The organism is Pseudomonas sp. NFACC32-1, from assembly GCF_900101215.1.
Lineage (GTDB): Bacteria > Pseudomonadota > Gammaproteobacteria > Pseudomonadales > Pseudomonadaceae > Aquipseudomonas.
In genome coordinates, this window is record NZ_FMUL01000017.1 from 90,138 (window position 1) to 112,249 (window position 22,112).

The following is a 22,112-nucleotide window of genomic DNA, read 5'->3' on the forward strand; positions in this document are numbered from 1 at the left end:
CGGCTTCTCACGTCGCGCGGATGGCGGGGCCAGCTGTCCCCGCCTGATGGCGCGACAGCCGTCAACACAGGTCCGCTGTGCGCCTTAGCGGGGAGTGATCCTTCGCCTTGGCTGCACAGGTCCCGGCCCCAATAGAAATGAACGTATTCCGAGTCAACAGCCTCACTCAATCTGGCTGCCTTTTGCAGGAGCAAACATGACCCGTCCAAAGAAAACCACCCCGCCGCCCGTCATCGAGGCTTCGCGGATTCGCGAAGGGCTGCCTTTCCCCCTTGGCGCGACCTGGGATGGCCTGGGGGTCAACTTCGCGCTGTTTTCCGCCAATGCCACCAAGGTCGAACTGTGTATCTTCGACGCCGCCGGCGAAGTCGAGATCGAGCGTATCGAACTGCCTGAATACACCGACGAGATCTATCACGGCTATCTGCCCGATGCCCATCCGGGAATGATCTACGGCTATCGGGTATACGGCCCGTACGACCCGGAAAACGGCCACCGTTTCAACCCCAACAAATTGCTCATCGACCCCTATGCCAAGCAACTGGTGGGCGAACTCAAGTGGTCCGAGGCCCTGTTCGGCTACACCATTGGCCACCCCGACGGCGACCTGAGCTTCGATGAGCGCGACAGTGCCCCGTTCGTGCCTAAATGCAAGGTCATCGACCCGGCCCACACCTGGGGCCACGACCATCGCGTCAACGTGCCGTGGGACAAGACCATCCTGTACGAAACCCATGTACGCGGCTTCAGCATGCGCCACCCCTCGGTGCCGGAAAACCTGCGCGGCACCTTCGCCGGGCTGATGGTGGACGACGTGCTCGACCACATCCGCAAACTGGGTGTTTCGTCGGTGGAGCTGTTGCCCATCCATGCGTTCGTCAATGACCAGCACTTGCTGCACAAAGGCATGACCAACTACTGGGGCTATAACAGCATCGCGTTCTTCGCCCCGGATCCGCGCTACCTGGCCAGCGGCAAGATCGCCGAGTTCAAGGAAATGGTCGCGCACATGCACGAGGCCAACCTGGAAGTCATCCTGGACGTGGTCTACAACCATACCGCCGAAGGCAACGAGCAGGGCCCCACACTGTCCATGCGCGGCATCGACAACGCCTCCTATTACCGGCTGATGCCCGACGACAAGCGCTTCTACATCAATGACTCCGGCACCGGCAACACCCTGGACCTGAGCCACCCCTGCGTGTTGCAGATGGTCACGGACTCGTTGCGTTACTGGGCCACGGAAATGCACGTGGACGGATTCCGTTTCGACCTGGCGACCATCCTGGGCCGCTATCACGACGGTTTCGACGAGCGTCACAGTTTCCTCGTCGCCTGCCGCCAGGATCCGGTCCTGCGCCAGGTCAAGCTGATCGCCGAGCCCTGGGACTGCGGCCCCGGCGGCTACCAGGTGGGGCGTTTCCCACCGGGCTGGGTCGAGTGGAACGACAAGTTTCGCGACACAGTGCGGGCGTTCTGGAAAGGCGACGACGGCCAGCTTGCCGATTTCGCCAGCCGCATGACCGCTTCGGGGGAGATGTTCAACCAGCGCGGCCGGCGCCCCTATGCCTCGGTGAACTTCGTCACCGCTCATGACGGGTTCACCCTGCATGACCTGGTGTCGTACAACGACAAGCACAACGAAGCCAACGATGAAAACAACCAGGACGGCAGCAACAACAACCTGTCCTGGAACCATGGCGTCGAAGGCCCGACCGACGATCCCGAGATCAACGCCCTGCGCCATCGCCAGATGCGCAACTTCTTCGCCACCCTGCTGCTGGCCCAGGGCACGCCGATGATCGTGGCCGGGGACGAATTCGCAAGGACCCAGCACGGCAACAACAACGCCTACTGCCAGGACAGCGAGATCGGCTGGGTCAACTGGGACCTGAGCGAGGACGGGGCGGCACTGCTGAAGTTCGTCAAGCGCCTGATCAAGCTGCGCCTGGCCTATCCGATCCTGCGCCGTGGCCGATTCCTGGTGGGCAATTACAACGAGGACATCGGCGTCAAGGACGTGACCTGGCTGGCGCCGGACGGCAGTGAAATGACCGTCGAGCAGTGGCAGGACGGCCATGGCCGCTGCCTGGGCATGCTGATGGACGGCCGTGCCCAGGAAACCGGTATCCGGCGCAAGGGTGGCGACGCGACGCTGTTGCTGGTGGTCAACGCTCATCACGATATCGTCAATTTCCGCCTGCCAGAGGTACCCGAAGGTGACTTCTGGACCTGCATGGTGGACACCAACCAGCCAACGATTCGTGGCCAGGAGCGTTTCGAGTTCGGCGCCGAATACTCCGTCACCGGGCGCTCCCTACTGTTGTTCGAGCTGCAGCGGGAAGAGGAGCAATAACGCCGGCGATAAGAAAGGTTACACAGGGCCAGGCACCGCAAGGACGCGGTGCTCCGGGCTCACGCAGCTCAGTTCGAACGAAAAATTGCAGTTCAGATACACAAGTGACGCGACGAATTGGCCGTCATGGTCAATACTTCCCATGCGGTCGATTCCAGGATTCGGAGTACCGCGAATCGCAGCCAGGCCATCAGGGTTTGTACGAAAGTCGCGCAGGCACCTTTCGTACGAAGCCGGCGGCATCATCGCGCAGTGAGCGCGATGCATGGCTGAAAGATTGAACACAACAAGGATGTCCCCTCATGAAACTTGCCTCTCGCTTGCAAGGCCGGCAGCACCCGCAGATCTGGAACAGTGCTTCCCAACTGGCCGACATTCCCATCATCAGTACCCAGACACTGGTTCCCGAAGGCGCCCGCGCCGTCATCCTCGCCCCACACCCCGGCGACGAGATCGGCGCCTGCGGCGGGCTGCTCCAGTTGCTGAGCAACCTGGACATGCCCATGCTGCTGATCTCGGTCACCGACGGGGAGCTCAGCCACCCCGGGTCACCACTGTGGACCGACGAACGCCTGCGCATCTACCGCCCCCACCCTCAGGAGAGCGTGGACGCCCTGCATCGCCTGGGCGTATCGATCCAGGCTTTGCAGTGGGTACGCGGGGGCTTCACGGAAAAGACCCTAGCCGACCATGAGGCCCAACTGACCGCCTTCATTGGGCATTACCTGCGCCCCGGCGACGTGGTGTTCAGCACCTGGCGCAAGGACGGCGACAGCGACCACGACACGGTCGGCCGCGCCGGAGCCGTGGCGGCCGAGAGCATCGGTGCAACCTTCAACGAGCTGCCCGTATGGGCCTGGCACTGGCCGGCCCGCGAACATGGCAGGATTCCCTGGCACCGGGCGCGCAAGCTAAGGCTGGACGTGTGGACCACTGCCCGCAAGCGCCACGCCATGCATGCCTATGCCAGCCAGCTCAATCGCGAGCCCGCCAGCGGCATCGCCCCCCTGGTGCCCCGGGTCATCCTGGATCGCATGGGTTTGCCGTACGAAATCGTCTTCATCTGAATCGGCTGCGGGTTGGAGCGCCTGCATGCCGAAACGGTCACGCCCCGCGGGCCGGTGCCAGGCGGTGCGGCAACAGGAACACTCCCACGCTCGTCAGGAAAAATCCGGAACTGCGACAGCGCCTGTCAGTCGCATGAACAGATACCTCTGATTCAGGAGTGAACGTGACTCGAGATCCCGACTGGCGGGCTGTCGAATCGGTGCCGTTGGACACCCCCGTGGCGGTCCATCGGCTGCGGGTTCTCACCGTCAATACCCACAAGGGTTTCACCGCCCTCAACCGTCGCTTCATCCTGCCTGAGCTGCGTGAAGCGGTACGCAGCACCGGCGCCGACCTGGTATTCCTGCAGGAGGTGCTGGGCGAACATGACCGTCATGCCTTGCGCTACGATAACTGGCCCCAGACCTCCCAGTACGAATTCCTGGCCGACAGCATGTGGAACGACTTCGCCTACGGCCGCAACGCGGTGTATCCGGATGGTCATCACGGCAATGCGCTGCTGTCGAAGTACCCGATCCGCCAGTTCCGTAACCTCGATGTCTCCATTACCGGTCCGGAGCGGCGCGGCTTGCTGCATTGCGTTCTGGACGTGCCGGGCCATGCCGAGGTCCACGGGATCTGTGTGCACCTGAGCCTGCTGGAAAGCCACCGCCAGCTCCAGCTCAAGCTGCTCTGCCAACTGCTCGAATCGCTGCCCGAGGACGCCCCGGTGATTATCGCGGGGGACTTCAACGACTGGCAGCTACGTGGTAATACCGCCCTCGCCCGCCGCCGGTACCTGCACGAAGCCTTCGAACACCACCATGGCCGGCCGGCAAGGACCTATCCCGCCCGCTTCCCTCTGCTGCGCCTGGACCGCATCTACCTGCGCAACGCCACCAGCCATGCCCCACAGATCCTGGGCAACAAGCCCTGGACGCATCTGAGCGATCACTTGCCCCTTTCAGTGGAAGTGCATCTGTAGTGCCCCTGTTCATTGGAATTCGCGGGCTCACGACCTGTAAGTTCTGACAGTAGCGACGACGAGTATTCGTTGCTAGGGTGCCATCCCATACAGCGAGCGTTGCCAGGCCCATGTGCCAGCTGTCGTGCAGCCGATGCTGAAACCGGCATTCCAGGAATGCCGATGCAGAGGGATAGCACATGAGCCTGCGCGATCATGGATTCAATCGGCTGTTCTACGTTCTATGGATTTCGGTTCCCTTCCTGTTCCCTGTCCCCAGTGCCCTGGCCGCCTGCACGCTGACGCCCACGGCAGGCAATGACAACTATGTCTGCGACAGCGGCACCAGCCCCGGACTGACTGACCTTACCGGCAATAACAGCCTGACGATGCCTGCCAATGGCAGCGGCCTCATCCAGGGCGACGTCACGTTCGACGATGGTGAAGATCGCGTCGAGATCCATGCCAATGGCGTGATCGACGGCGACGTGGGCCAAGGCTCGGGAATCGACGATTTCCTCATGACCGGCGGGCGCATCCTGTCCCTGTCCCAGGGCGACGGCCTCGATACGTTTTCCATGACCGGGGGCACCATCGTCGATGCATTCGAGGACGGCGACATCGCCCGCATGAGCGGTGGCACCATCGGCCGGGTCGACATGAAACTCGACGACAACCTTTTCGATATGTCGGGTGGGCAGATCATTGGCAATCTGGTGACGGGCTTCGGCCAGGACACCATCATCCTGTCCGCGGGACGCATCGGTGGCAATGTCAGCGTCAGCGGCGGCAACGACAGCATTACCGTGAGCGGCGGCGAAATCATTGGCCAGGTCAGGGCCAGTGCCGGCGATGACCAACTGGAGTGGAGCGGCGGGCTCATTCACTCGGCCATCCTGATGGGCGATGGCACTGACACGGCGCTGTTGCGGCGGCTGGATGAAACAGGGCTCGCGGTCACACCTAACCTGGACGGCGGCCTGGGCCAGGACGTGCTGACGTTCCAGAACACGACCTCCGCCACCGGCGCGCGCTACCTCAACTGGGAAGATGTCGACCTCACCCAGGGCTCGCGCCTGGACCTGGCGGACGCCCTGGTATTGGGCGACAGCGCCACGGGCCTGGGGAAACTCAACATCGATGCCAGCAGCGTGCTGACTTCCTCCCAGGGCAGCATCGCGCCCTTTACCGCCGGCCAACGGGTGACCCTCAACAACGCCGGGACGGTGGATCTCACCCAGGGCAATACCCGCACCAGCGACACGCTGACCGTCCAAGGGAACTATGTGGGCAATAACGGACAATTGCGCCTGCAGACGAAGGTGGGTGCGGACGGCTCATCCAGCGACAAACTGGTGGTCGATGGCGGGACACTCACTGGCAGTACCTCCATCGCCGTGACAAACCTGGGAGGCGCAGGCGCCTTGACCACCCAAAACGGCATCGAACTGGTGCAGGTCCAGGGCGGGGCCGTCAGCGACAGTGGCGCGTTTTCCCTGGCGAACTCGGTGTCGGCCGGTGCGTTCGACTATCGCTTGTTCAAGGGGGGCGTGACCGGCGACGGGAACAGCTGGTACTTGCGCTCCACTGTGATAGCGGGACCGGTACCGGCGCCCAGCCCCGGCCTGCCTGTCTTGCCGGTGCCGGCGCCCGGCGCCGCGCCCATTCCTTTGTACCGCCCTGAAGTACCCACCTGGTCGGTCTTGCCTCCGGCCGCGGCGCAGCTGACCCTGATGGCCCTGGGCACGTTCCATGACCGCCAGGGCGACCAGCGCCTGCTCACCGAAACCGGGGCGTTCGGCGCGGGTTGGGGCCGGGTCTATGGCAAGGACCTGGACCAGACGTGGGCCGGTACGGTGAGCCCCCGGTTCGATGGATCGATCAAAGGCTTCCAGGTGGGCAACGACCTGTACGCCGCACCGTTGTCCGGTGGCCAGACCCAGCGCATCGGTTTTTTTGTCGGGCATACCGAACTGAACGGCAACGTCGATGGCTTCAACCTGGGCTTCGAGGGGCGACGCGCCGGCAAGATCGAGCTGGACGGTGACAGCTATGGACTCTATTGGACGCTTACCGATCCCACCGGTGGCTATGTCGACGCAGTCGTGATGGGCACGCGCCTGAACGGCGACAACCGCTCCGAAAGAGGCCTGAAGATCGACAATCGCGGGCATGCACTGACCCTGTCCGCAGAGGCCGGTTATCCCTTCGCCGTGGCGGGCGACTGGGTATTCGAACCCCAGGTCCAGCTCATCCACCAGAAAGTGTCGCTGGACACCCAGGATGACGGGGTTTCCAGGGTCGAGTTCGACTCGGACAGCGCCTGGACGGGCCGTCTCGGGGCTCGCCTCAAGGGGCGCTATCAAGTCGGCGGCCTGCCTGTGGAGCCGTACCTGCGGGCCAACCTGTGGCACACCTTTTCCGGTACCGACTCGGTCACCTTCGACAACGCCGAACGGATCGAGACCCGGCAGCGCGCATCCACCGGCGACCTGGGCGTCGGCGTCATCGTGAGCCTGGCGCCCTCCGTCAGCGTCTATGCCAGCGCGGATTACAGCAATAACCTCGATAGCAACCAGCAACGCAGCGTGGCGGGGAACCTGGGGCTGCGGGTCAGTTGGTAGGGTCATCCAGCGCCTTCGAGGAAGTTTTTTTGACGCCTGCAAGACGACTCCGATCATCAAAAAAATCAGAGAGTTATCAACCCTGATTTCAGAGTGCCATTTATCGCTCGGTTTCTTGACGCGCTGGCATCGGTCTTCTTGACTACAACGTACTACCCCCGGAAATACAGTCAGGGGCAGGCCTCTGAAACCCGCCACAGCGGGCCGCCCGAGGCTTGCCTCAATCCATTCGGTCGCCCCTCATTCGGGGTAGGAGAGACGCCAAGCGAGAAATGCATGCGATTGCAAGGCAGACCCCCATGAAAACTTCCCACCGTCCACAAGAGATCGCCATCACCTTCCACACCGTATCGACGTCGCTGTTGCTATGCTCCTCCATGGAAGTCCTGGCCTGGCCTGTCGAGCAATCAGCGCAAGCCTGGTATGACCGAACACAATCCGGCAACCCGTCCCCCACGCTCATCGGCACCGACCCGGTCTCCAGCAAGAGTCCGGCGCTGTTCACGCTGCGTAACGACAACGGCCATACCCAGCGCATGGGGCTGATCAGCGAACAGCACCAGGTCATAGGCAACGTCACGGGTACCCTGGTGACACCCGCCCTGGCCGGACAGGGCAAGGACACCTTGAACCTGCAAGGGACGAACCTGGGTGCCTACTGGAGCCTGACCGGCCCTGCCGGCTGGCACGTGGACCTGAGTGCCAGCGGCGGCCGGGTCAGCGGTTACAGCCGCAACGAGCAAGGCCAACGCCAGGCCGCCGAAGGCAACGCCGTCACGTTGTCGGTCGAAGGTGGCTTTCCCATCGGCATCAGTGAAAACTGGGTGGTCGAACCCCAGGCGCAGTTGATCAATCGACGCATCACCCTCGACGCGCCCAATTCCGGCGACGGTACCGGCAATGAGTTGAGCACCTGGAGCGGTCGCGTCGGTGCGCGCCTCAAGGGTCATTATCAAGTCAACGGCCTGGGCATGGAGCCCTACGTGCGAACCAACCTGTGGCACACCGTCCAGAACGCGGACACCCTGAGCCTGGACAAGGTGGACAAGATCAGCAGCAGCCGCAAATCGTCCACCGTCGAAGTGGGCCTCGGCCTGGTGGCACGGGTCACGCCCGTGGTGAGCCTGTATGTCAGCGCCGACTACAGCAGTGACGTCGATGACAACGACCTCGATGGCATCATCGCCAGCCTGGGTGTGCGCATGCGCTGGTAGCGCGACGTGCCGGGGCCGGTGGCCGAACCACACCGCCAGCCCCCGCCTGCACTGCAATTGAACCCCTGCCCCCCTTAAAAACTCCCTCCATTAAGGCGTATAACCCTGTATTGACGACTTGCCATCAGCTCATGGCTCATTTCATTGAGGGAGTAACGACATGACCACAGCCAACCTTCTCGCCGACCTGTTTCCCAGTGCCGCGGACATTCCCCAGGCCTACCGTCTCGATGGGCGGATCGAACAGCGCGAATATCTGGTCGATGGTGTCCTGAAAACCTGGCAGGGACCACTGGCCGTGGTACGCAGCCCGGTGTACCTGGCGGGCGAACAAGGGGACGAGCAGGTGGTACTGGGCAGCACTCCGTTGCTGGATGCCGAAACCGCCCTCACTGCCCTGGACGCGGCCGTCCGTGCCTATGATCGCGGCCAGGGCCAATGGCCGACAATGCGCGTTGCCGAACGGATCCGCCATGTGGAAAGCTTCCTTGTACGCATGCGCGAGCAACGCGAAGCGGTGGTGAAACTGCTGATGTGGGAAATCGGCAAGAACCTCAAGGACTCCCAGAAGGAATTCGATCGCACCTGCGACTATATCGTCGACACCATCAACGCCCTCAAGGAACTGGACCGCCGCTCCAGCCGTTTCGAACTGGAACAGGACACCCTCGGCCAGATCCGTCGCGTCCCCCTGGGCGTGGCCTTGTGCATGGGGCCGTACAACTACCCATTGAACGAAACCTTCACGACCTTGATTCCCGCCCTGATCATGGGCAATACCGTGGTATTCAAACCGGCCAAGCTCGGTGTACTGCTGGTGCGACCGCTGCTGGAAGCCTTCCGCGACAGCTTCCCGGCAGGCGTGATCAATGTGATCTACGGCAGCGGCCGGGAAACCGTCAGTGCGTTGATGGCCAGCGGCAAGATCGACATCTTCGCCTTCATCGGAACCAACAAGGCGGCCAGCGACTTGAAGAAACTCCATCCGCGCCCGCACCGCCTGCGTGCCGCCCTGGGCCTGGATGCGAAAAATCCCGGGCTGGTGCTGCCGGACGTCGACCTGGACAACGCCGTCAGCGAAGCGTTGACCGGCTCGCTGTCGTTCAACGGCCAGCGCTGCACGGCATTGAAGATCCTGTTCGTCCACGAAGACGTCGCGCCGGCCTTCATCGAAAAATTCAACGCCAGGCTCGCCGCCCTGAAACCGGGCATGCCCTGGGAAGACGGCGTGGCACTGACTCCGCTGCCCGAGGCGGGCAAGGTCGATTACCTGCATTCGCTCGTGGCCGATGCCGTTGCCAAAGGCGCCGCGGTGGTGAATGCCCATGGCGGAGAATCCCGCAGTTCATTCTTCTACCCGGCAGTGCTCTATCCGGTGAACACCGCGATGCGGATCTACCATGAGGAACAGTTCGGTCCGGTTGTCCCCATCGTGCCCTATCGGGACTTGAACACCGTGGTCGACTACGTCCTGGAATCCGATTTCGGCCAGCAATTGAGCATTTTCGGCACCAACCCAGCCGAAGTCGGCAAGCTGGTGGATACCTTCGCCAACCAGGTCGGGCGCATCAACATCAACGCGCAATGCCAGCGCGGCCCGGACACCTTCCCTTTCAATGGCCGGAAAAACTCGGCCGAGGGCACCTTGTCCGTCCACGATGCCCTGCGTACCTTTTCGATCAGAACCCTGGTGGCGACCAAATTCCAGGACAGCAACAAAGCGCTGATCAGCGACATCATCCGGGAGCGGGATTCGAACTTCCTCACCACCGACTACATCTTCTGACTCGCGCCACGGCGTCTCATGACAGGGCTGGGCGACGGGCCTTGATGCCCCAGCCCTGCTGCATGCCGGCGGCCGCCAGCAGGATCGCCGCCACCCCCAGCCATTGCAGCGGTTCGAGGCGATGGCCGAAGGCGAACCAGTCGACGAAGATCGCCGCGATCGGATAGATGAACGATAGTGCCCCGGTGATCGCGGTGGGCAACCGTTGGATGGCGCTATACAGCAATACGTACATCAGGCCGGTGTGGACCATGCCGAGGGTCAGCAGGCTGGCCCACGCCTGGGCTTGTTGCGGCAACGCCGAGAAGTTCGCCCAGGGCGCCAGCAGCAGGACACCGGTACTGACCTGGATCAGCGCGATCAGGTGCGGTGGCGTACCGGTCAGGCGCTTGATGATCAGCGCGGCAATGGCATACAGCAACGCCGCCCCGAGGGCCAGCGCGATGCCCGCCAGGTAGTTTGCGCCCCCCTGCTCCTGTTCACCGTGGGCACTGACGATGGCCAGCATCCCGAGAAACGACACCAACAACCAGAACAGCTTCTGCGCGGTGATCTTTTCCCCCAGGAACAGCGCCGCCAGCCCTACCAGCATGAACGGTTGGACGTTGTACACCGCCGTGCCGATAGCGATCGATGCACGGGAGTAGGAAGCGAACAGCAACACCCAGTTGCCGACGATTGCCACGCCACTGAGCACCGCCAGCAGGAAGGTCGTCCGGGTCAGGATATGCCGGCGCAGGAAACCAAGGCCGGCGCAGATCAGCAGCAAGGTGGCAGCGCCGAATACACAGCGCCAGAACACCACGTCCAATACCGGCTGGCCCGATACCAGCACGAACCAACCTATGGTTCCGGAAATCAGCATGGCAGCGGTCATTTCCAGCGAACCGCGACGTAAGGTCTTGTCCATCTTCAGGCTCCTTCAGCAAGTGAGGCACAGTATGCCGAGCCGGCCGCCGCGTTCTCCATAGCTGGAAAAAGGCTAAACTGGGTTTCGACCTTTTTTATCAAGGCAAGATCGACTATTCGCCTAACGGAGCCCAAATGACCGACGACATCGACCAGATCCTCATCAGCGCCTTGATGGAAGACTCCCGCCTTTCCCTCAAGGCGCTGGCAAACCTGAGTGGACTTTCTTCACCCAGCGTGGCCGAGCGCCTGCGCAGGCTCGAAGAGCGCGGCGTACTCAAGGGTTACACCGTCGAGGTGGATCCACGGTGCTTCGGCTATCAACTCCAGGCCATCGTGCGTATCCGCCCGTTACCGGGACAACTGCAGGAGGTGGAACGGCAGATCCAGGCCATCGCCGAATTTACCGAATGCGACAAGGTCACCGGCGATGACTGTTTCATCGCCCGGCTCCACGTACGCTCCATGGAGCAGTTGGATACCGTGCTGGACAAGCTCAACGTATTGGCCGAAACCAGTACAGCCATCGTCAAGAAGACGCCGGTCAAGCGACGCTTGCCACCGATGAGCTGAGGATGATCGGAATTTCGTGAACGAAAAAAAGCCCGCCAGGAGGCGGGCTTTCGTTGTCACGAAGTGATCAGTCGTCGCGGCCCATCAGGCCGAACAGCTGCAGCAGGCTGACAAACAGGTTGTAGATCGAGACATACAGGCTGATGGTAGCCATGATGTAGTTGCGCTCGCCGCCGTGAATGATGGCGCTGGTCTGGTACAGGATGCAGACCGACGAGAACAGCACGAAACCGGCGCTGATCGCCAGCTGCAGGCCGCTGATCTGGAAGAAGAAGCTGGCCACTACCGCGCCCAGCAACACGAAGAAACCAGCGGTGATGAAACCGCTCAGGAAACTCATGTCCTTGCGGGAGATCAGCACGTAGGCCGAAAGGCCACCGAACACCAGTGCGGTCATGGCGAATGCCGAACTGACCACCTCGGCGCCTCCCTGCATTCCCAGGTAACGGTTGAGGATCGGGCCGAGCAGGAAGCCCATGAAACCGGTCAGCGCGAACGCCGACACCAGGCCCCAGGCCGAATCGCGAAGCTTGTTGGTAAGGAAGAAAAGGCCGTAGAAGCCGATCAGCACCACGAAGATGTTCGGGTAGCCGACACGCATCTGTTGGGCGACAAAGGCCATCACACCGCTGAAAGCCAGCGTCAGTGCCAGCAGGCCATAAGTGTTGCGCAGGACACGGCTAACCTCTAGCTGCTCGGCCTGCACGCTGTTGTTCACTGCGTAATCCTGTTCGCGCATGGCGACACTCCTCCGGTTTTGAAACATTCAGTGGCAAGGATCATAACAGACGCTCTGTAACAAGCTACGTGGAGAGTTTGACAGTGTGTTTCATTCGGGTATTATGGCGCCCGCAATGCAATACGGAGGTGTGGCCGAGTGGTTTAAGGCAACGGTCTTGAAAACCGTCGACTGTAACAGGTCCATGAGTTCGAATCCCATCGCCTCCGCCATCTTCTTGCGACAAAGCCCTGATTATTCAGGGCTTTGTCGTTTCTGGGATCCAGGAACCTCGTGGCTCCCTTCAGGGTCGTTTTCCGGGTCTTTTCGAGGTGCGTCCGATGGAGGCCACATGCCTGTCGAACGGCCAGAGCCCGGGATTATCCGTTTTTTACTATCGTTTCCTGGAACTTGAACGACTAGGACAGGCAGCACTTGTCGTTCGCGCTCTCACGCAGATCCCGCAAGCACGTCAACCTTTCGGGAGCAAGTCCAGGCTCCGATGTTCGTCCACGGCGTACTTTTCATCGCCCGCCAAGGGTATCCAGTCTTTCAACGGCGTCAGGAAATGGAGTTCAAAACGGCGTGACAGAAATGCCCATTTCCCCTGCCGACGTTCAAACTTATCGTGGTACAGCCCGCTGACTTGAACTGGACCTTTTTCAATGTCCAGAAACAGGCAATCCGCTGCCACCGTACCCAAGGCACTGTCACCCTCGATTTCGATCACCGGGTTGGCCATCCAGTGGTGCATATGTGGCATCTGGCGCCAACTGTCTTGAGCCATCGCCAGGATTTCGTTCCTATTTCCGGCCTTGCCGAAACCCGGTAAGTCCAGTGTCGATTCTTCGTGCCAGATTCGGCCCAGGAGCGACACGTCGATGCGATCGAATGCGTTGGCATAGGCGCTGATCAGCGACTCGATAGCGGCGCGACTTTCCAAGGCTTCCAGTCGAGTGGTCAGCTCTTCAATGTTCATGATGACACTTCCTGTCTGAGGCTTCGCAACAGCGAAAAAAGCAACCCACGGCGAGGGCTGCGCTACGGTCAAGCGGGTGTTCAGATCTGCGACAGGCCGCCGTCGACCATCAGTTCCACACCGTTGACATATTTCGCATCGGCGGATGCAAGGAACAGCGCCGATGAGGCGATCTCTTCGGGCTGAGCCATATACCCCAGCGGCGTGATCTGCTCGACATGTTGGCGCAGCGCCGCTATGTCGCTTTCACTCATCTTCAAGCCGTTATCCATCAGCGGGGTGCGGGTGAAGCCTGGGCTCAGGACATTCGTTCGAATCTTGCGACCTTTGAGTTCGTTGGCCCAGGTCCTTGCAAAAGATCGCACCGCTGCCTTGGATGCGTTATAGAGGCTCAATCCTTCCATCCCATTGCTGGAGCAGATAGAAGCCGTCAGCACGATCGAAGCGCCATTTTTCAACAAGGGCATCAGCGTCTGGACAGTAAAAAAGACGCCCTTCACATTAATGTCGAACATGTTGAAATAAGCAGCCTCGGTGGTCTCCCCCACCGGGTTCCTTTCACAGATACCCGCGTTGGCGAACACCGAGTCCAACTGATCGTCGTGAGCATCAATCGTCGCCTTGAGCTTATCGAGATCAGCCTGGCTCGCGACATCGCAAATTACCGCAACCGCTTTATCACCGAGCTTGGCGACCGCCGCCTCCAGCGTGGCAGCAGAACGCCCCGTGATGTAAACACGCTTGGCCCCCTCGGCAATCAAACCCTGCGCAATCGCAAAGCCGATCCCGGTGGATGCGCCGGTGACGACTGCAATCCGATTAGCGAATTTACCTGACATAGCTGACTCCTCGGTCCTGGTTGTGTGGATCGACTGAAACCACAGTGCGGGCATTTTGTGGGGAGTCAGGTGCTGGTTGGCACTGCCATAAATGAACATTGGTCGTTCAATTATGTGAGGCGTCGGCAAAGGTTGAATCGTTTAGATTGCCACTCATTGGTTCAGCGCATGGGCCGTCTTTTCGACTGAAGCTCGAACATTCAGACATTCAATACTCTGGAACCGAACGGTTCCAGACAGGAGATCCTATGCCTCGGGAAAAAGTAGCGCTCGCAGAACCGCGGCGCTGGTTGATGTTCGCCATCTTGCTGGTCGGTGCGTTTTTACCGCCCCTGGATTTTTTTATCGTGAACGTGGCACTGCCCTCGATTCAGGAATCGCTGGGCACGGCCTCCTCCGCCGAACAGTTGGTCATTTCCTCTTACGCGGCGCTTTATGCCGTGACACTGATCACTGGTGGACGGCTTGGTGACATCTACGGCCGCATGCGGATGTTTTTCGTTGGCCTGGTTGGCTTTGCAGTCGCCTCACTGGTCTGCGGCGTCGCCGACTCACCCTGGGTGTTGATCGCCGGACGTTCGCTGCAAGGCGTAACAGCGGCCGTAATGGCACCCCAGGCACTCGCTTCAGTGCAGGCTATATTCCCCGAATCGGAAAAACCCTTGGCGCTGAGTCTCTATGGCGCGGTCTTTGGCCTGGCTTCGGTAGTCGGCCAGGCATTTGGCGGGATCCTGATATCGCTCAACCTGATGGGCTTGGGGTGGCGGGCGATATTTCTGGTCAATTTGCCGATCGCGGTGCTGATCATTCTGGTCGCCATTGCAGTGGTCAAGGAAACCCGCGCGCCACATACAAGCAAGCTGGACCTGGGCGGAACGGCACTGTCCATGGTGACGCTTGGGGCTCTGATCGTTCCATTGATCGAAGGGCGCGAAGCGGGCTGGCCTTTGTGGACCTGGCTCTCGCTTGCGGCGGTGCCGCTGCTGGCCTGGCTGTTCTGGCGCTACGAAACCCGTCTGCATCAAGCGCAAGGCGCACCGTTGCTCAATCCTGCCGCACTGCGCACGCCTGGCCTGGGCCGTGCGTTGCTCGTGGCCCTGACCTTCTATGCGATCGGCGTGTTTTTCCTGCTGTTTTCCATTTATCTACAGGGAGCACTGCATATGAGCCCACTCGATGCTGGTCTCGTCTTTCTTCCTTTCGGCGCGGGATTTTTGCTGGGACCACTCTCCACCAATCGTTTCAGGCGTTTTCTGGGTGCTTACGTGAATCCCGTCGGAATGGGGCTTGAAGTGTTGGGGTTCGTGCTCCTGGCCTGGCTCGTGGTGCGGACGCCGATGACCGTCAGTCCCACTGCGCTGCCCCTTGCCGTCATTCTTTTTGTGATCGGTTTCGGACAAGGACTGGCCCTTCCAACATTGATGCGGATGATCACAGGACGCGTGGCACCCGCGTATTCCGGCATGATTGCGGGCATTACCAGCTCCACCCTGCAAATCAGCACGTCATTGAGCGTGGCGATCATCGGCGGGATTTTCTACACCCTTCTGGGCACGGATACGGACGCGGCGGCCATCACCCACGCCTTCACCGTCTCCATACTGTGCATCGCGGTATGCCTGGCGGCAGGTGCGGCACTCAGCCTTGGCCTGGCCCGCCAACCGGCTGCGGGCCTGCAAACGGCAGCCATGCGCCCAGCAGAGTGAATCAACCGCCTCCCTGCGAGCCGATCATCAGGGAGGCAAGGTCTGCAAGGGCACGGAGGCTGTCCAGCTGCCGCATGTCCTGGTGGTACCCCATCCATATATCGCGACCCGGTGGCGGCTCATGCGGATCAATCAGCCGCAGCGCCGTTAACTGGTCGCCCAGGACGCGGGGCAATACGGCGACACCCTGCCCTTGCGCGCACATCTGTGCCTGGACTGTACGGCTGCTGCTGGTGAATACGGTACGAGCCAGAGGGTAACGCTGCTGCAGCCACTGCACATCTGGATAATGAGACTGGGCGATGCTCATGGTGATCAAACCAAGCCCATCGCCCTGCGGCTCAGGGTCGGGAGATCCGACGGCCGCATACAACCCATAGTTCAGGGTAGTCAGCTTGCGGTGAACGATATCCGGCTCGGTGAAAGGAACGATTCGGAACGCGATATCGGCGTCGCGACGAGCAAGGTCAAACAACCGATGCCCCGCGATGACCTCAGGCACGATCAGCGGGTAACGTCGCCCCAGTTCATTCAGTACCGGGGCCAACACATAACAGGCGAACCAGTCGGCGGAAGAAATGCGCAACACACCTTCGGGCTGTGCGCTGTCCCCCGCAAGGCGCCTTTCGATTGCCAACGCACTTCGCTCCATCTCCTGCGCCAGGCTGAGTAGCTTTTCTCCGCTGTCGGTCAGTACCAGACCTTGGGCGGTGCGAAGAAAAATGGGCTGGCCGCTGGACTGCTCAAGCACCTGCAAGCGTCGCCCCACGGTCGGATGGCTTACTCCCAACAGCTTGGCGGCAGCGCCCAACGACCCGCTGCGGGCAATCGCGAGAAAGACCCGCACATCACTCCAGTCCATGCGCTACCCCGTACAAAAATGAACGCAGAGAGTGCAGCAATGGCACTGCCGTAGCAATCCCGCGCCCGACATACTTGTCCGCAAACACGTTCGTCGAAACACCATCCGGGGACTGGAAAATGAATATTGGCTTTATCGGTGTGGGAAGCATGGGCAGAGCGATCATTGCTCTGCTCATCCAGGCAGGCCACCGCGTATCGGCATGGAACCGTAGTCACGCGGCGATCAAGGATCTCGAAGGAGCAAGCATTCTCGAATCTCCCGCCTCGGCATTTCAGCAAGAGGTCGTCATCAGCATGCTTGCCGATGATGCCGCCGTCAGGGAAGTGCTGCTGGCCAGCGCAGCTCTGGAAAATGCAGGCAAGGCTTGCGTTCATGTCGTGATGTCGACCTTGTCGCCTTCGCTCATGGTGGAGTTGCAAAGCGTGCACGATGAAATCGGCATCGGACTGGTCGCGGCGCCGGTTTTCGGCGTGCCTGCCGTGGCGGCAAACGGCGAGTTGAATATCCTGGCGGCCGGATCGCGGGAAGCCATCTCGACGGTCCAACCGATCTTTGACCTGCTCGGCAAAAAGACCTGGTACCTGGGCGCTCGACCTGAACAGGCCTGTATCGCGAAAATCGCGGGCAACATGATGATCACTCAAGCCATCCAGTCGCTGGGCGAAGCAACCGAACTCGTTCAACACCACGGACTGAGTCCGCAGGTTTTCGTCGACCTCATGACCCAGACCCTGTTCGCCTGCCCCAGTTATCAGCGGTACGGGCAGAACATCGTCAACAACCGTTTTGAACCGGGTTTCAAACTGTCTCTTGGCCTCAAGGATATAAACCTGGCCATCGAGGCGGCCCGTCGCAAGGGCCTGGAACTGCCGGCGGCCGATGCTGTGCGATCGAAGATGACGTCGGCGCTGGCCCGGGGATACGGGCACAAGGACTGGTCGGCATTCGCTACGCAGACAGTGTCCCGATCGTTCGATCATGCCTCGCAACCCTGGCGAACCGCTCCGGTGAAACGCTCGCGCCGTGGCAACTTCTGGGTGACCGGAGCCCGCGTTACCCATAACGGTAAGAGCTTCCAGAAAGGTCCGATGTACGTGGCCTGGGAATCCCCTGAGCACATCACCCAGCCCTATCCCGTGGTGCTGGTGCACGGAGGCACGCTGCAGGGCACTGAATGGCTGGACACACCCGATGGCCGACCAGGGTGGGCGCAGCGGTTCATCGAAGCCGGTTTCGTCGTTTTTCGCGTCGACAGACCAGGCCATGGCCGATCGCCGTATCACCCAGACATCATGGGGCCGATGGGGCCAGCGTTCTCCTATGAGCGCGCGCGTGAAGTCTACTTTCCAGAAGGCGCAGGAGAAACGCAGTGGCCATTCGAGCCGGACGATGGACCCGCGTTTGACGCCTTCGTCGCAGCTTACGGCCCCATGCCGGCTGACCTTGCGGCATCCCAGACCCTGGATGCGGATCGACTGGCCGCGCTGCTCGACAAGATCGGCAAAGCGATCATCGTTACGCATTCCGCGTCCGGGCCCAGTGGCTGGCTCGCCGCCGATCGTCGACCCGGCCTGGTCGCAGGAATTGTGGCGGTGGAACCCATGGGTCCGGTATTTGGCCACACACCGGGCATAGGCAGCCTCGATTGGGGGCTGACTGCCGCACCTCTGACCTTCGATCCGCCTCGCAAAACGCCTGAACAAGTGCGTACAGCAGAACCTTCAACCCTGAGGGTCCCTGGCCTGCAGGGCGTCCCGATAGCGCTGTTGACAGGTGAGACATCGGCGTTTGTTGCCTACGCATCCAGCATCGTCGCTTTCCTGCGAAATGCCGGTGCCAACATTCATCACCTGGATCTACCGGCACTGGGCATTCACGGCAACGGCCACGGATTGATCTATGAACGTAATTCCGATGAGGCTTTCAAGGTCGTCACGCAGTGGCTGGACCAATCATTGAGCGTGCCCGATCCCGCGTAAAGCGCTACCCAGGTCAAGGGCACTGCACCTCAGGCCAACAGACCTGGCTGTTGCTGCCCAGGACCTGGAAGAAAGGATTGGAACGTTCATCACGGAAAATGACAGCCCCGTGAGTTAGAATCCCATCGCCTGCGCCATATCCATACGTTGATGCTCTGGTTATCCAGGGCTTTTTCGTGTCTGGCACTCGGAAAAAATCGCAGCCTCGGTGGCTGTTACAAGGAAAGAAAAAATGACCAGAAAAACCATGGGCTCCCTCGCTGCCGCCGTCATCGGCGTCGTCCTGCTGAGCGTCTTCTTCGGCAGTTGGTACACAGTCGACGAAACCGAACGCGGCGTGCTGCTGCGTAACGGTGCGCTGGTGGGCGTGGTGGAACCCGGGCTGTCCTTCAAGACCCCCTTCATCGAATCCGTGCGTCTGATCAGCGTTCAAAGCCAGGTCACTTCGTACGACGATCTCCAGGCATACAGCAAGGACCAACAGTCCGCACAGCTCAAGGTATCGGTGTCCTGGCACATCGCGCCGTCCGATGTGGCCAAGGTCTACACCCAGTTCAAGGATCTCGAAGGCATCCGGGACCGGATGATCAGCCGGCAGGTGCCCACTCAGGTGGAGAACGTCTTCGGCAAGTTCAACGCCGTGGCCGCCGTGCAGAATCGCGTCCAACTGGTCAATGACATCTCGGCCGCCATCAAGTCGACCATCACCGGGCCTGTGATCATCGACAGTGTCCAGGTGGAAAACATCGATTTCAGCGACGCCTATGAGAAGGCCATCGAAGCGCGCATGGCGGCGGAAGTCCAGGTCAAGACCCGTGAGCAGCAACTGGCCACCGAGCAGGTCCAGGCCCAGATCCGCGTCACCCAGGCCCAGGCCGAAGCCGACTCGCAGGTCGCCCAGGCCAAGGCGGACGCGTTGGCCACCGAACTTCGCGGCAAGGCTGAAGCCGAGGCCATCAAGGCGCGGGCACAGGCCCTGGCCAGCAACCAGAACCTGGTGGAGCTGACCAAGGCCGAGCGCTGGAATGGCGTGCTGCCGACCACCGTGCTGCCGAACGGTGCCCTGCCTTTCATCGACACTCGGGCCGACAACCGCTGATCCCTCGCGGCGCGACCTGTCCTGGTCGCGCCCGCCTTGCCGTCCTGGCGCTCCGTTGACGCTACACTGGCTTGAGTGACGATTCGATATCCAGCGTTAGCAGGGAGCTCAACGTGTACCCAGGCCGAAACACCACGACGCGACAATCAATCGCTCCCTCGCCTCATCGATTCAAGCCCCCCAGTGCCCGCGCCTTCCGGAACTCATCCACCGCGTCTTCCCCCGCCCCCGACAGGAGAGCTGCGTGACCATGCTCATCAGGAAATATAAATGGCCCGCCTTGCTGGCTGTGGCGCTGGTGACGTTTTCGGCCCTGATGTTCTTTCTCATCAAGTCCTATACCTATGACACGACGACATACTTCGAGTCCCGCGACTTCATCCGGCAGCTCAAGCAATCCGACGCCAATTGGAACGTCAAGATCCTGAAGAAGAAGACAGGGCTCAATAACAACCTGTCACTGAGCCCACCACCCGATGCGAGCAGCCGCTGGGAACAACTGGAACGGCTCAACGACAGCGGTCCCTTGGCCACGCTTTGGGAATCGCGGCGCCAGGGCTATGTCGATGCGGTCAGGAACAAGACCGCGCTGGTCGAGCAGTTCGACCACCATAATGCGAGCCTGCGCTCGTCCTTGGACGCGCTACCGTCGGCGGAAGACGCTATCCAGGACCTGTTGAGCGGGATGAATGGACCGGCCCCGGCGGAGCATCTGGCGATGGCTTCCGATGTCCTGGACCTGACATTGACGACGCTGGAATTCGCGCTTTATGTCACGTCGGACAAGGCTCGGGAAATCCAAGGCCAACTGAGCAAGCTGGACAGCTACATCGACCGGTTGCCCAACGAATATCGGCCGCCCTTCGCCAGGCTGACGCAACATGTGAGGACCATCATCCAGGAGCAGCCCATCGTCAATGACCTGCTCGACCGCATCAGCGTCATTCCGGTGGCCCAGGAGCTGGACAACATCAATGAGCTACTGAACGAGACACAACGCAGGACCGCCGCCACCGACCGCCAATACCATATTTACCTGGCCGTATGCGCCAGCCTGATGGCACTGTTGATGATCTACCTGGCGGTACGGCTGGTTCGCAGCTATTCGGTCATCAACCAGATCAACCATGAGCTGCAACAATCCAACGAACGCCTGGAAGAACGAGTGGAGGAACGCACTCGCGAACTGAGGGAAGCCGAACGCGAGCTGGTGGACGCCGCCCGCATGGCGGGCATGGCGGAAATTGCCACCAACGTGCTGCACAACGTCGGGAACGTTCTGAACAGCGTGAATATTTCAGCGGACCTGGTGACCCGCAAGTTGAAGAACAGCAGGACGGCGGGGCTTGGGAAAGCGGTCAGGATGATGAACGAACATGCCGACGATCTGGGCCGGTTCATCACCCTCGACGAAAAAGGCAAGTTGCTGCCCCGCTACTTCAACGAGCTGGTGGAGTCCATCAGCGCCGAGCAGGCACAGCTGATCGAGGAGCTGGCGCAACTGACCAAAAGCGTCGACCACATCAAGGAAATCGTCACCACCCAGCAAGCCTATGCCGGTGCCGCAAGGCTGGTGGAACCGCTCAGGATCAGCGATCTGTTCGAAGACGCGCTGCGCATGAATGCCGGCGCCCTGAGCCGACACCACGTCACCGTCATCAAGGACTATCAGGACACGCCCACGATCATGGGCGACAAGCACAGGCTGCTGCTGATCCTGATCAACCTCATCAGCAACGCCAAGTTTGCCATGTCCCATGTCTGCGAGCATCCACGGGAAATGACCTTGGGCATACGAATCCTCGACCAGACCAGGTTATGCCTCAGCGTCCAGGATCGAGGTGAAGGTATTGCGCCCGAGAACCTGGCCCGCATCTTCAACCACGGCTTCACGACGCGCAAGGAGGGTCATGGGTTCGGCTTGCACAGCTGCGCCCTGGCGGCCGTCGAGATGAATGGTCACCTCCATGTCCATAGCGACGGCCCCGGGCAAGGCGCCCTGTTCACGCTGGAGATTCCGTTGGAACTGGCACCTGCCTGAAGGTGGCTCGCCTGACGGCGCCCGCAGAGCATTGGACACGCTTCAACCGATTGCCAGCAGCGCTGGCTCACGGCCTGAAGCCCGAGCCCGCGAAGACGACGAGACAATCCGCCTCGTGGCAATTGTTCTGCGCCTTCGCGAGCCAAACCGTCAACCACCGGCGCTATTTGTCGCTGGCAGTACGCTCATCACGGTTCTTCCTGACCGGCAACGCGGCGGCGTATGCCAGCGCTTCTTCACGGGAAGCAAAGGATCCCAGTCGGTCAGCCTGGGTACAGACCCTCCAAGGGCCGCTGTTTACGCTGAGAACGTCATAACCGTTGATGTGCATTTTCGTCAGCATCGCGGTACTCATCGTCAACTCCTCCGAGATAACCAGGTTAGCTCGCCTACCTTACACGCACTTCGTGCCG

At 60.8% G+C, this 22,112-nt stretch carries 17 protein-coding genes and 1 tRNA gene; 12 read left to right on the forward strand and 6 right to left on the reverse strand.

Going from position 1 to position 22,112, the window contains the following annotated elements; translation table 11 throughout:
* Positions 1-196 precede the first annotated feature (196 nt).
* From glgX to BLP99_RS22270, 6 genes are all read left to right on the forward strand, one after another.
* Entirely contained in the window at positions 197-2,356 is a 2,160-nt protein-coding gene (gene glgX / locus BLP99_RS22245; RefSeq protein WP_072431168.1) for a glycogen debranching protein GlgX, read from the forward strand.
* Between the two features lie 302 nt (positions 2,357-2,658).
* Positions 2,659-3,423 (forward strand): PIG-L deacetylase family protein, encoded by a 765-nt coding sequence (locus tag BLP99_RS22250; protein WP_072398433.1) that lies wholly within the window; start codon positions 2,659-2,661, stop codon positions 3,421-3,423.
* Positions 3,424-3,587: 164 nt separating this feature from the next.
* Positions 3,588-4,388 carry an endonuclease/exonuclease/phosphatase family protein gene (locus tag BLP99_RS22255; RefSeq protein WP_092181779.1) on the forward strand — a complete coding sequence of 267 codons (801 nt, stop codon included), beginning with the start codon at positions 3,588-3,590 and terminating at the stop codon, positions 4,386-4,388.
* Positions 4,389-4,567: 179 nt separating this feature from the next.
* A complete protein-coding gene (locus tag BLP99_RS22260; RefSeq protein ID WP_092181782.1) occupies positions 4,568-6,991 on the forward strand; it encodes an autotransporter family protein in 2,424 nt (807 codons plus the stop codon).
* 299 nt (positions 6,992-7,290) lie between these two features.
* A complete protein-coding gene (locus tag BLP99_RS22265; protein WP_072459335.1) occupies positions 7,291-8,205 on the forward strand; it encodes an autotransporter domain-containing protein in 915 nt (304 codons plus the stop codon).
* A 160-nt stretch (positions 8,206-8,365) separates the two neighbouring features.
* Positions 8,366-9,991, forward strand: a complete 1,626-nt coding sequence (locus tag BLP99_RS22270; protein ID WP_092181785.1) for an NADP-dependent glyceraldehyde-3-phosphate dehydrogenase — start codon at positions 8,366-8,368, stop codon at positions 9,989-9,991.
* Positions 9,992-10,007: 16 nt separating this feature from the next.
* Here BLP99_RS22270 and BLP99_RS22275 read toward each other — a convergent pair whose 3' ends face one another.
* A complete protein-coding gene (locus BLP99_RS22275) occupies positions 10,008-10,901 on the reverse strand; it encodes a DMT family transporter (RefSeq protein WP_092181788.1) in 894 nt (297 codons plus the stop codon).
* A gap of 134 nt (positions 10,902-11,035) precedes the next feature.
* Here BLP99_RS22275 and BLP99_RS22280 point away from each other — a divergent pair, with 134 nt between their 5' ends.
* Positions 11,036-11,473: an Lrp/AsnC family transcriptional regulator gene (locus BLP99_RS22280; RefSeq protein ID WP_092181791.1), complete on the forward strand. Its 438-nt coding sequence runs from the start codon at positions 11,036-11,038 to the stop codon at positions 11,471-11,473.
* A gap of 67 nt (positions 11,474-11,540) precedes the next feature.
* On the opposite strand, the gene BLP99_RS22285 is transcribed toward BLP99_RS22280, so the two are convergent.
* The gene (locus BLP99_RS22285) at positions 11,541-12,212 is read right to left on the reverse strand and encodes a Bax inhibitor-1/YccA family protein (protein ID WP_039588756.1); all 672 of its coding nucleotides are present in this window, start codon (positions 12,210-12,212) and stop codon (positions 11,541-11,543) included.
* A gap of 124 nt (positions 12,213-12,336) precedes the next feature.
* Here BLP99_RS22285 and BLP99_RS22290 point away from each other — a divergent pair.
* Positions 12,337-12,424: transfer RNA gene (locus tag BLP99_RS22290), tRNA-Ser, on the forward strand.
* Between the two features lie 239 nt (positions 12,425-12,663).
* On the opposite strand, the gene BLP99_RS22295 is transcribed toward BLP99_RS22290, so the two are convergent.
* Together BLP99_RS22295 and BLP99_RS22300 are read right to left on the reverse strand one after the other, a co-directional pair.
* On the reverse strand, positions 12,664-13,170 hold the full coding sequence (locus BLP99_RS22295) for a nuclear transport factor 2 family protein (RefSeq protein WP_072398426.1): 507 nt from the start codon (positions 13,168-13,170) through the stop codon (positions 12,664-12,666).
* A gap of 80 nt (positions 13,171-13,250) precedes the next feature.
* Entirely contained in the window at positions 13,251-14,009 is a 759-nt protein-coding gene (locus tag BLP99_RS22300; protein WP_072459354.1) for an SDR family oxidoreductase, read from the reverse strand.
* A gap of 248 nt (positions 14,010-14,257) precedes the next feature.
* Between BLP99_RS22300 and BLP99_RS22305 the strand changes: the two genes are divergently transcribed.
* Positions 14,258-15,715 (forward strand): MFS transporter, encoded by a 1,458-nt coding sequence (locus BLP99_RS22305; protein ID WP_092181794.1) that lies wholly within the window; start codon positions 14,258-14,260, stop codon positions 15,713-15,715.
* A gap of 1 nt (position 15,716) precedes the next feature.
* Here the strand turns inward: BLP99_RS22305 and BLP99_RS22310 are convergent, their stop codons facing one another.
* Complete coding sequence (locus BLP99_RS22310; protein ID WP_072398424.1) at positions 15,717-16,577, reverse strand: LysR family transcriptional regulator; 861 nt, start codon at positions 16,575-16,577, stop codon at positions 15,717-15,719.
* A gap of 119 nt (positions 16,578-16,696) precedes the next feature.
* Here BLP99_RS22310 and BLP99_RS26655 point away from each other — a divergent pair, with 119 nt between their 5' ends.
* The 3 genes from BLP99_RS26655 (at position 16,697) to BLP99_RS22330 (ending at position 21,699) form a co-directional block, all read left to right on the forward strand.
* Positions 16,697-18,559 carry an NAD(P)-binding domain-containing protein gene (locus BLP99_RS26655; RefSeq protein ID WP_256327886.1) on the forward strand — a complete coding sequence of 621 codons (1,863 nt, stop codon included), beginning with the start codon at positions 16,697-16,699 and terminating at the stop codon, positions 18,557-18,559.
* Between the two features lie 232 nt (positions 18,560-18,791).
* Entirely contained in the window at positions 18,792-19,658 is an 867-nt protein-coding gene (locus BLP99_RS22325) for a prohibitin family protein (protein ID WP_072398423.1), read from the forward strand.
* A 250-nt stretch (positions 19,659-19,908) separates the two neighbouring features.
* Positions 19,909-21,699, forward strand: a complete 1,791-nt coding sequence (locus tag BLP99_RS22330) for a DAHL domain-containing protein (protein ID WP_072398422.1) — start codon at positions 19,909-19,911, stop codon at positions 21,697-21,699.
* A 163-nt stretch (positions 21,700-21,862) separates the two neighbouring features.
* On the opposite strand, the gene BLP99_RS22335 is transcribed toward BLP99_RS22330, so the two are convergent.
* Positions 21,863-22,054, reverse strand: a complete 192-nt coding sequence (locus tag BLP99_RS22335) for a DUF2188 domain-containing protein (protein ID WP_072398421.1) — start codon at positions 22,052-22,054, stop codon at positions 21,863-21,865.
* Between the last annotated feature and the right edge of the window lie 58 nt (positions 22,055-22,112).

Coding starts and splice junctions, on each gene's coding strand:
- glgX (WP_072431168.1), top strand. CDS start 197: ATGACCCGTCCAAAGAAAACCACCCCGCCGCCCGTCATCGAGGCTTCG.
- BLP99_RS22250 (WP_072398433.1), top strand. CDS start 2,659: ATGAAACTTGCCTCTCGCTTGCAAGGCCGGCAGCACCCGCAGATCTGG.
- BLP99_RS22260 (WP_092181782.1), top strand. CDS start 4,568: ATGAGCCTGCGCGATCATGGATTCAATCGGCTGTTCTACGTTCTATGG.
- BLP99_RS22265 (WP_072459335.1), top strand. CDS start 7,291: ATGAAAACTTCCCACCGTCCACAAGAGATCGCCATCACCTTCCACACC.
- BLP99_RS22270 (WP_092181785.1), top strand. CDS start 8,366: ATGACCACAGCCAACCTTCTCGCCGACCTGTTTCCCAGTGCCGCGGAC.
- BLP99_RS22275 (WP_092181788.1), bottom strand. CDS start 10,901: ATGGACAAGACCTTACGTCGCGGTTCGCTGGAAATGACCGCTGCCATG.
- BLP99_RS22280 (WP_092181791.1), top strand. CDS start 11,036: ATGACCGACGACATCGACCAGATCCTCATCAGCGCCTTGATGGAAGAC.
- BLP99_RS22285 (WP_039588756.1), bottom strand. CDS start 12,212: ATGCGCGAACAGGATTACGCAGTGAACAACAGCGTGCAGGCCGAGCAG.
- BLP99_RS22295 (WP_072398426.1), bottom strand. CDS start 13,170: ATGAACATTGAAGAGCTGACCACTCGACTGGAAGCCTTGGAAAGTCGC.
- BLP99_RS22300 (WP_072459354.1), bottom strand. CDS start 14,009: ATGTCAGGTAAATTCGCTAATCGGATTGCAGTCGTCACCGGCGCATCC.
- BLP99_RS22305 (WP_092181794.1), top strand. CDS start 14,258: ATGCCTCGGGAAAAAGTAGCGCTCGCAGAACCGCGGCGCTGGTTGATG.
- BLP99_RS22310 (WP_072398424.1), bottom strand. CDS start 16,577: ATGGACTGGAGTGATGTGCGGGTCTTTCTCGCGATTGCCCGCAGCGGG.
- BLP99_RS26655 (WP_256327886.1), top strand. CDS start 16,697: ATGAATATTGGCTTTATCGGTGTGGGAAGCATGGGCAGAGCGATCATT.
- BLP99_RS22325 (WP_072398423.1), top strand. CDS start 18,792: ATGACCAGAAAAACCATGGGCTCCCTCGCTGCCGCCGTCATCGGCGTC.
- BLP99_RS22330 (WP_072398422.1), top strand. CDS start 19,909: ATGCTCATCAGGAAATATAAATGGCCCGCCTTGCTGGCTGTGGCGCTG.
- BLP99_RS22335 (WP_072398421.1), bottom strand. CDS start 22,054: ATGAGTACCGCGATGCTGACGAAAATGCACATCAACGGTTATGACGTT.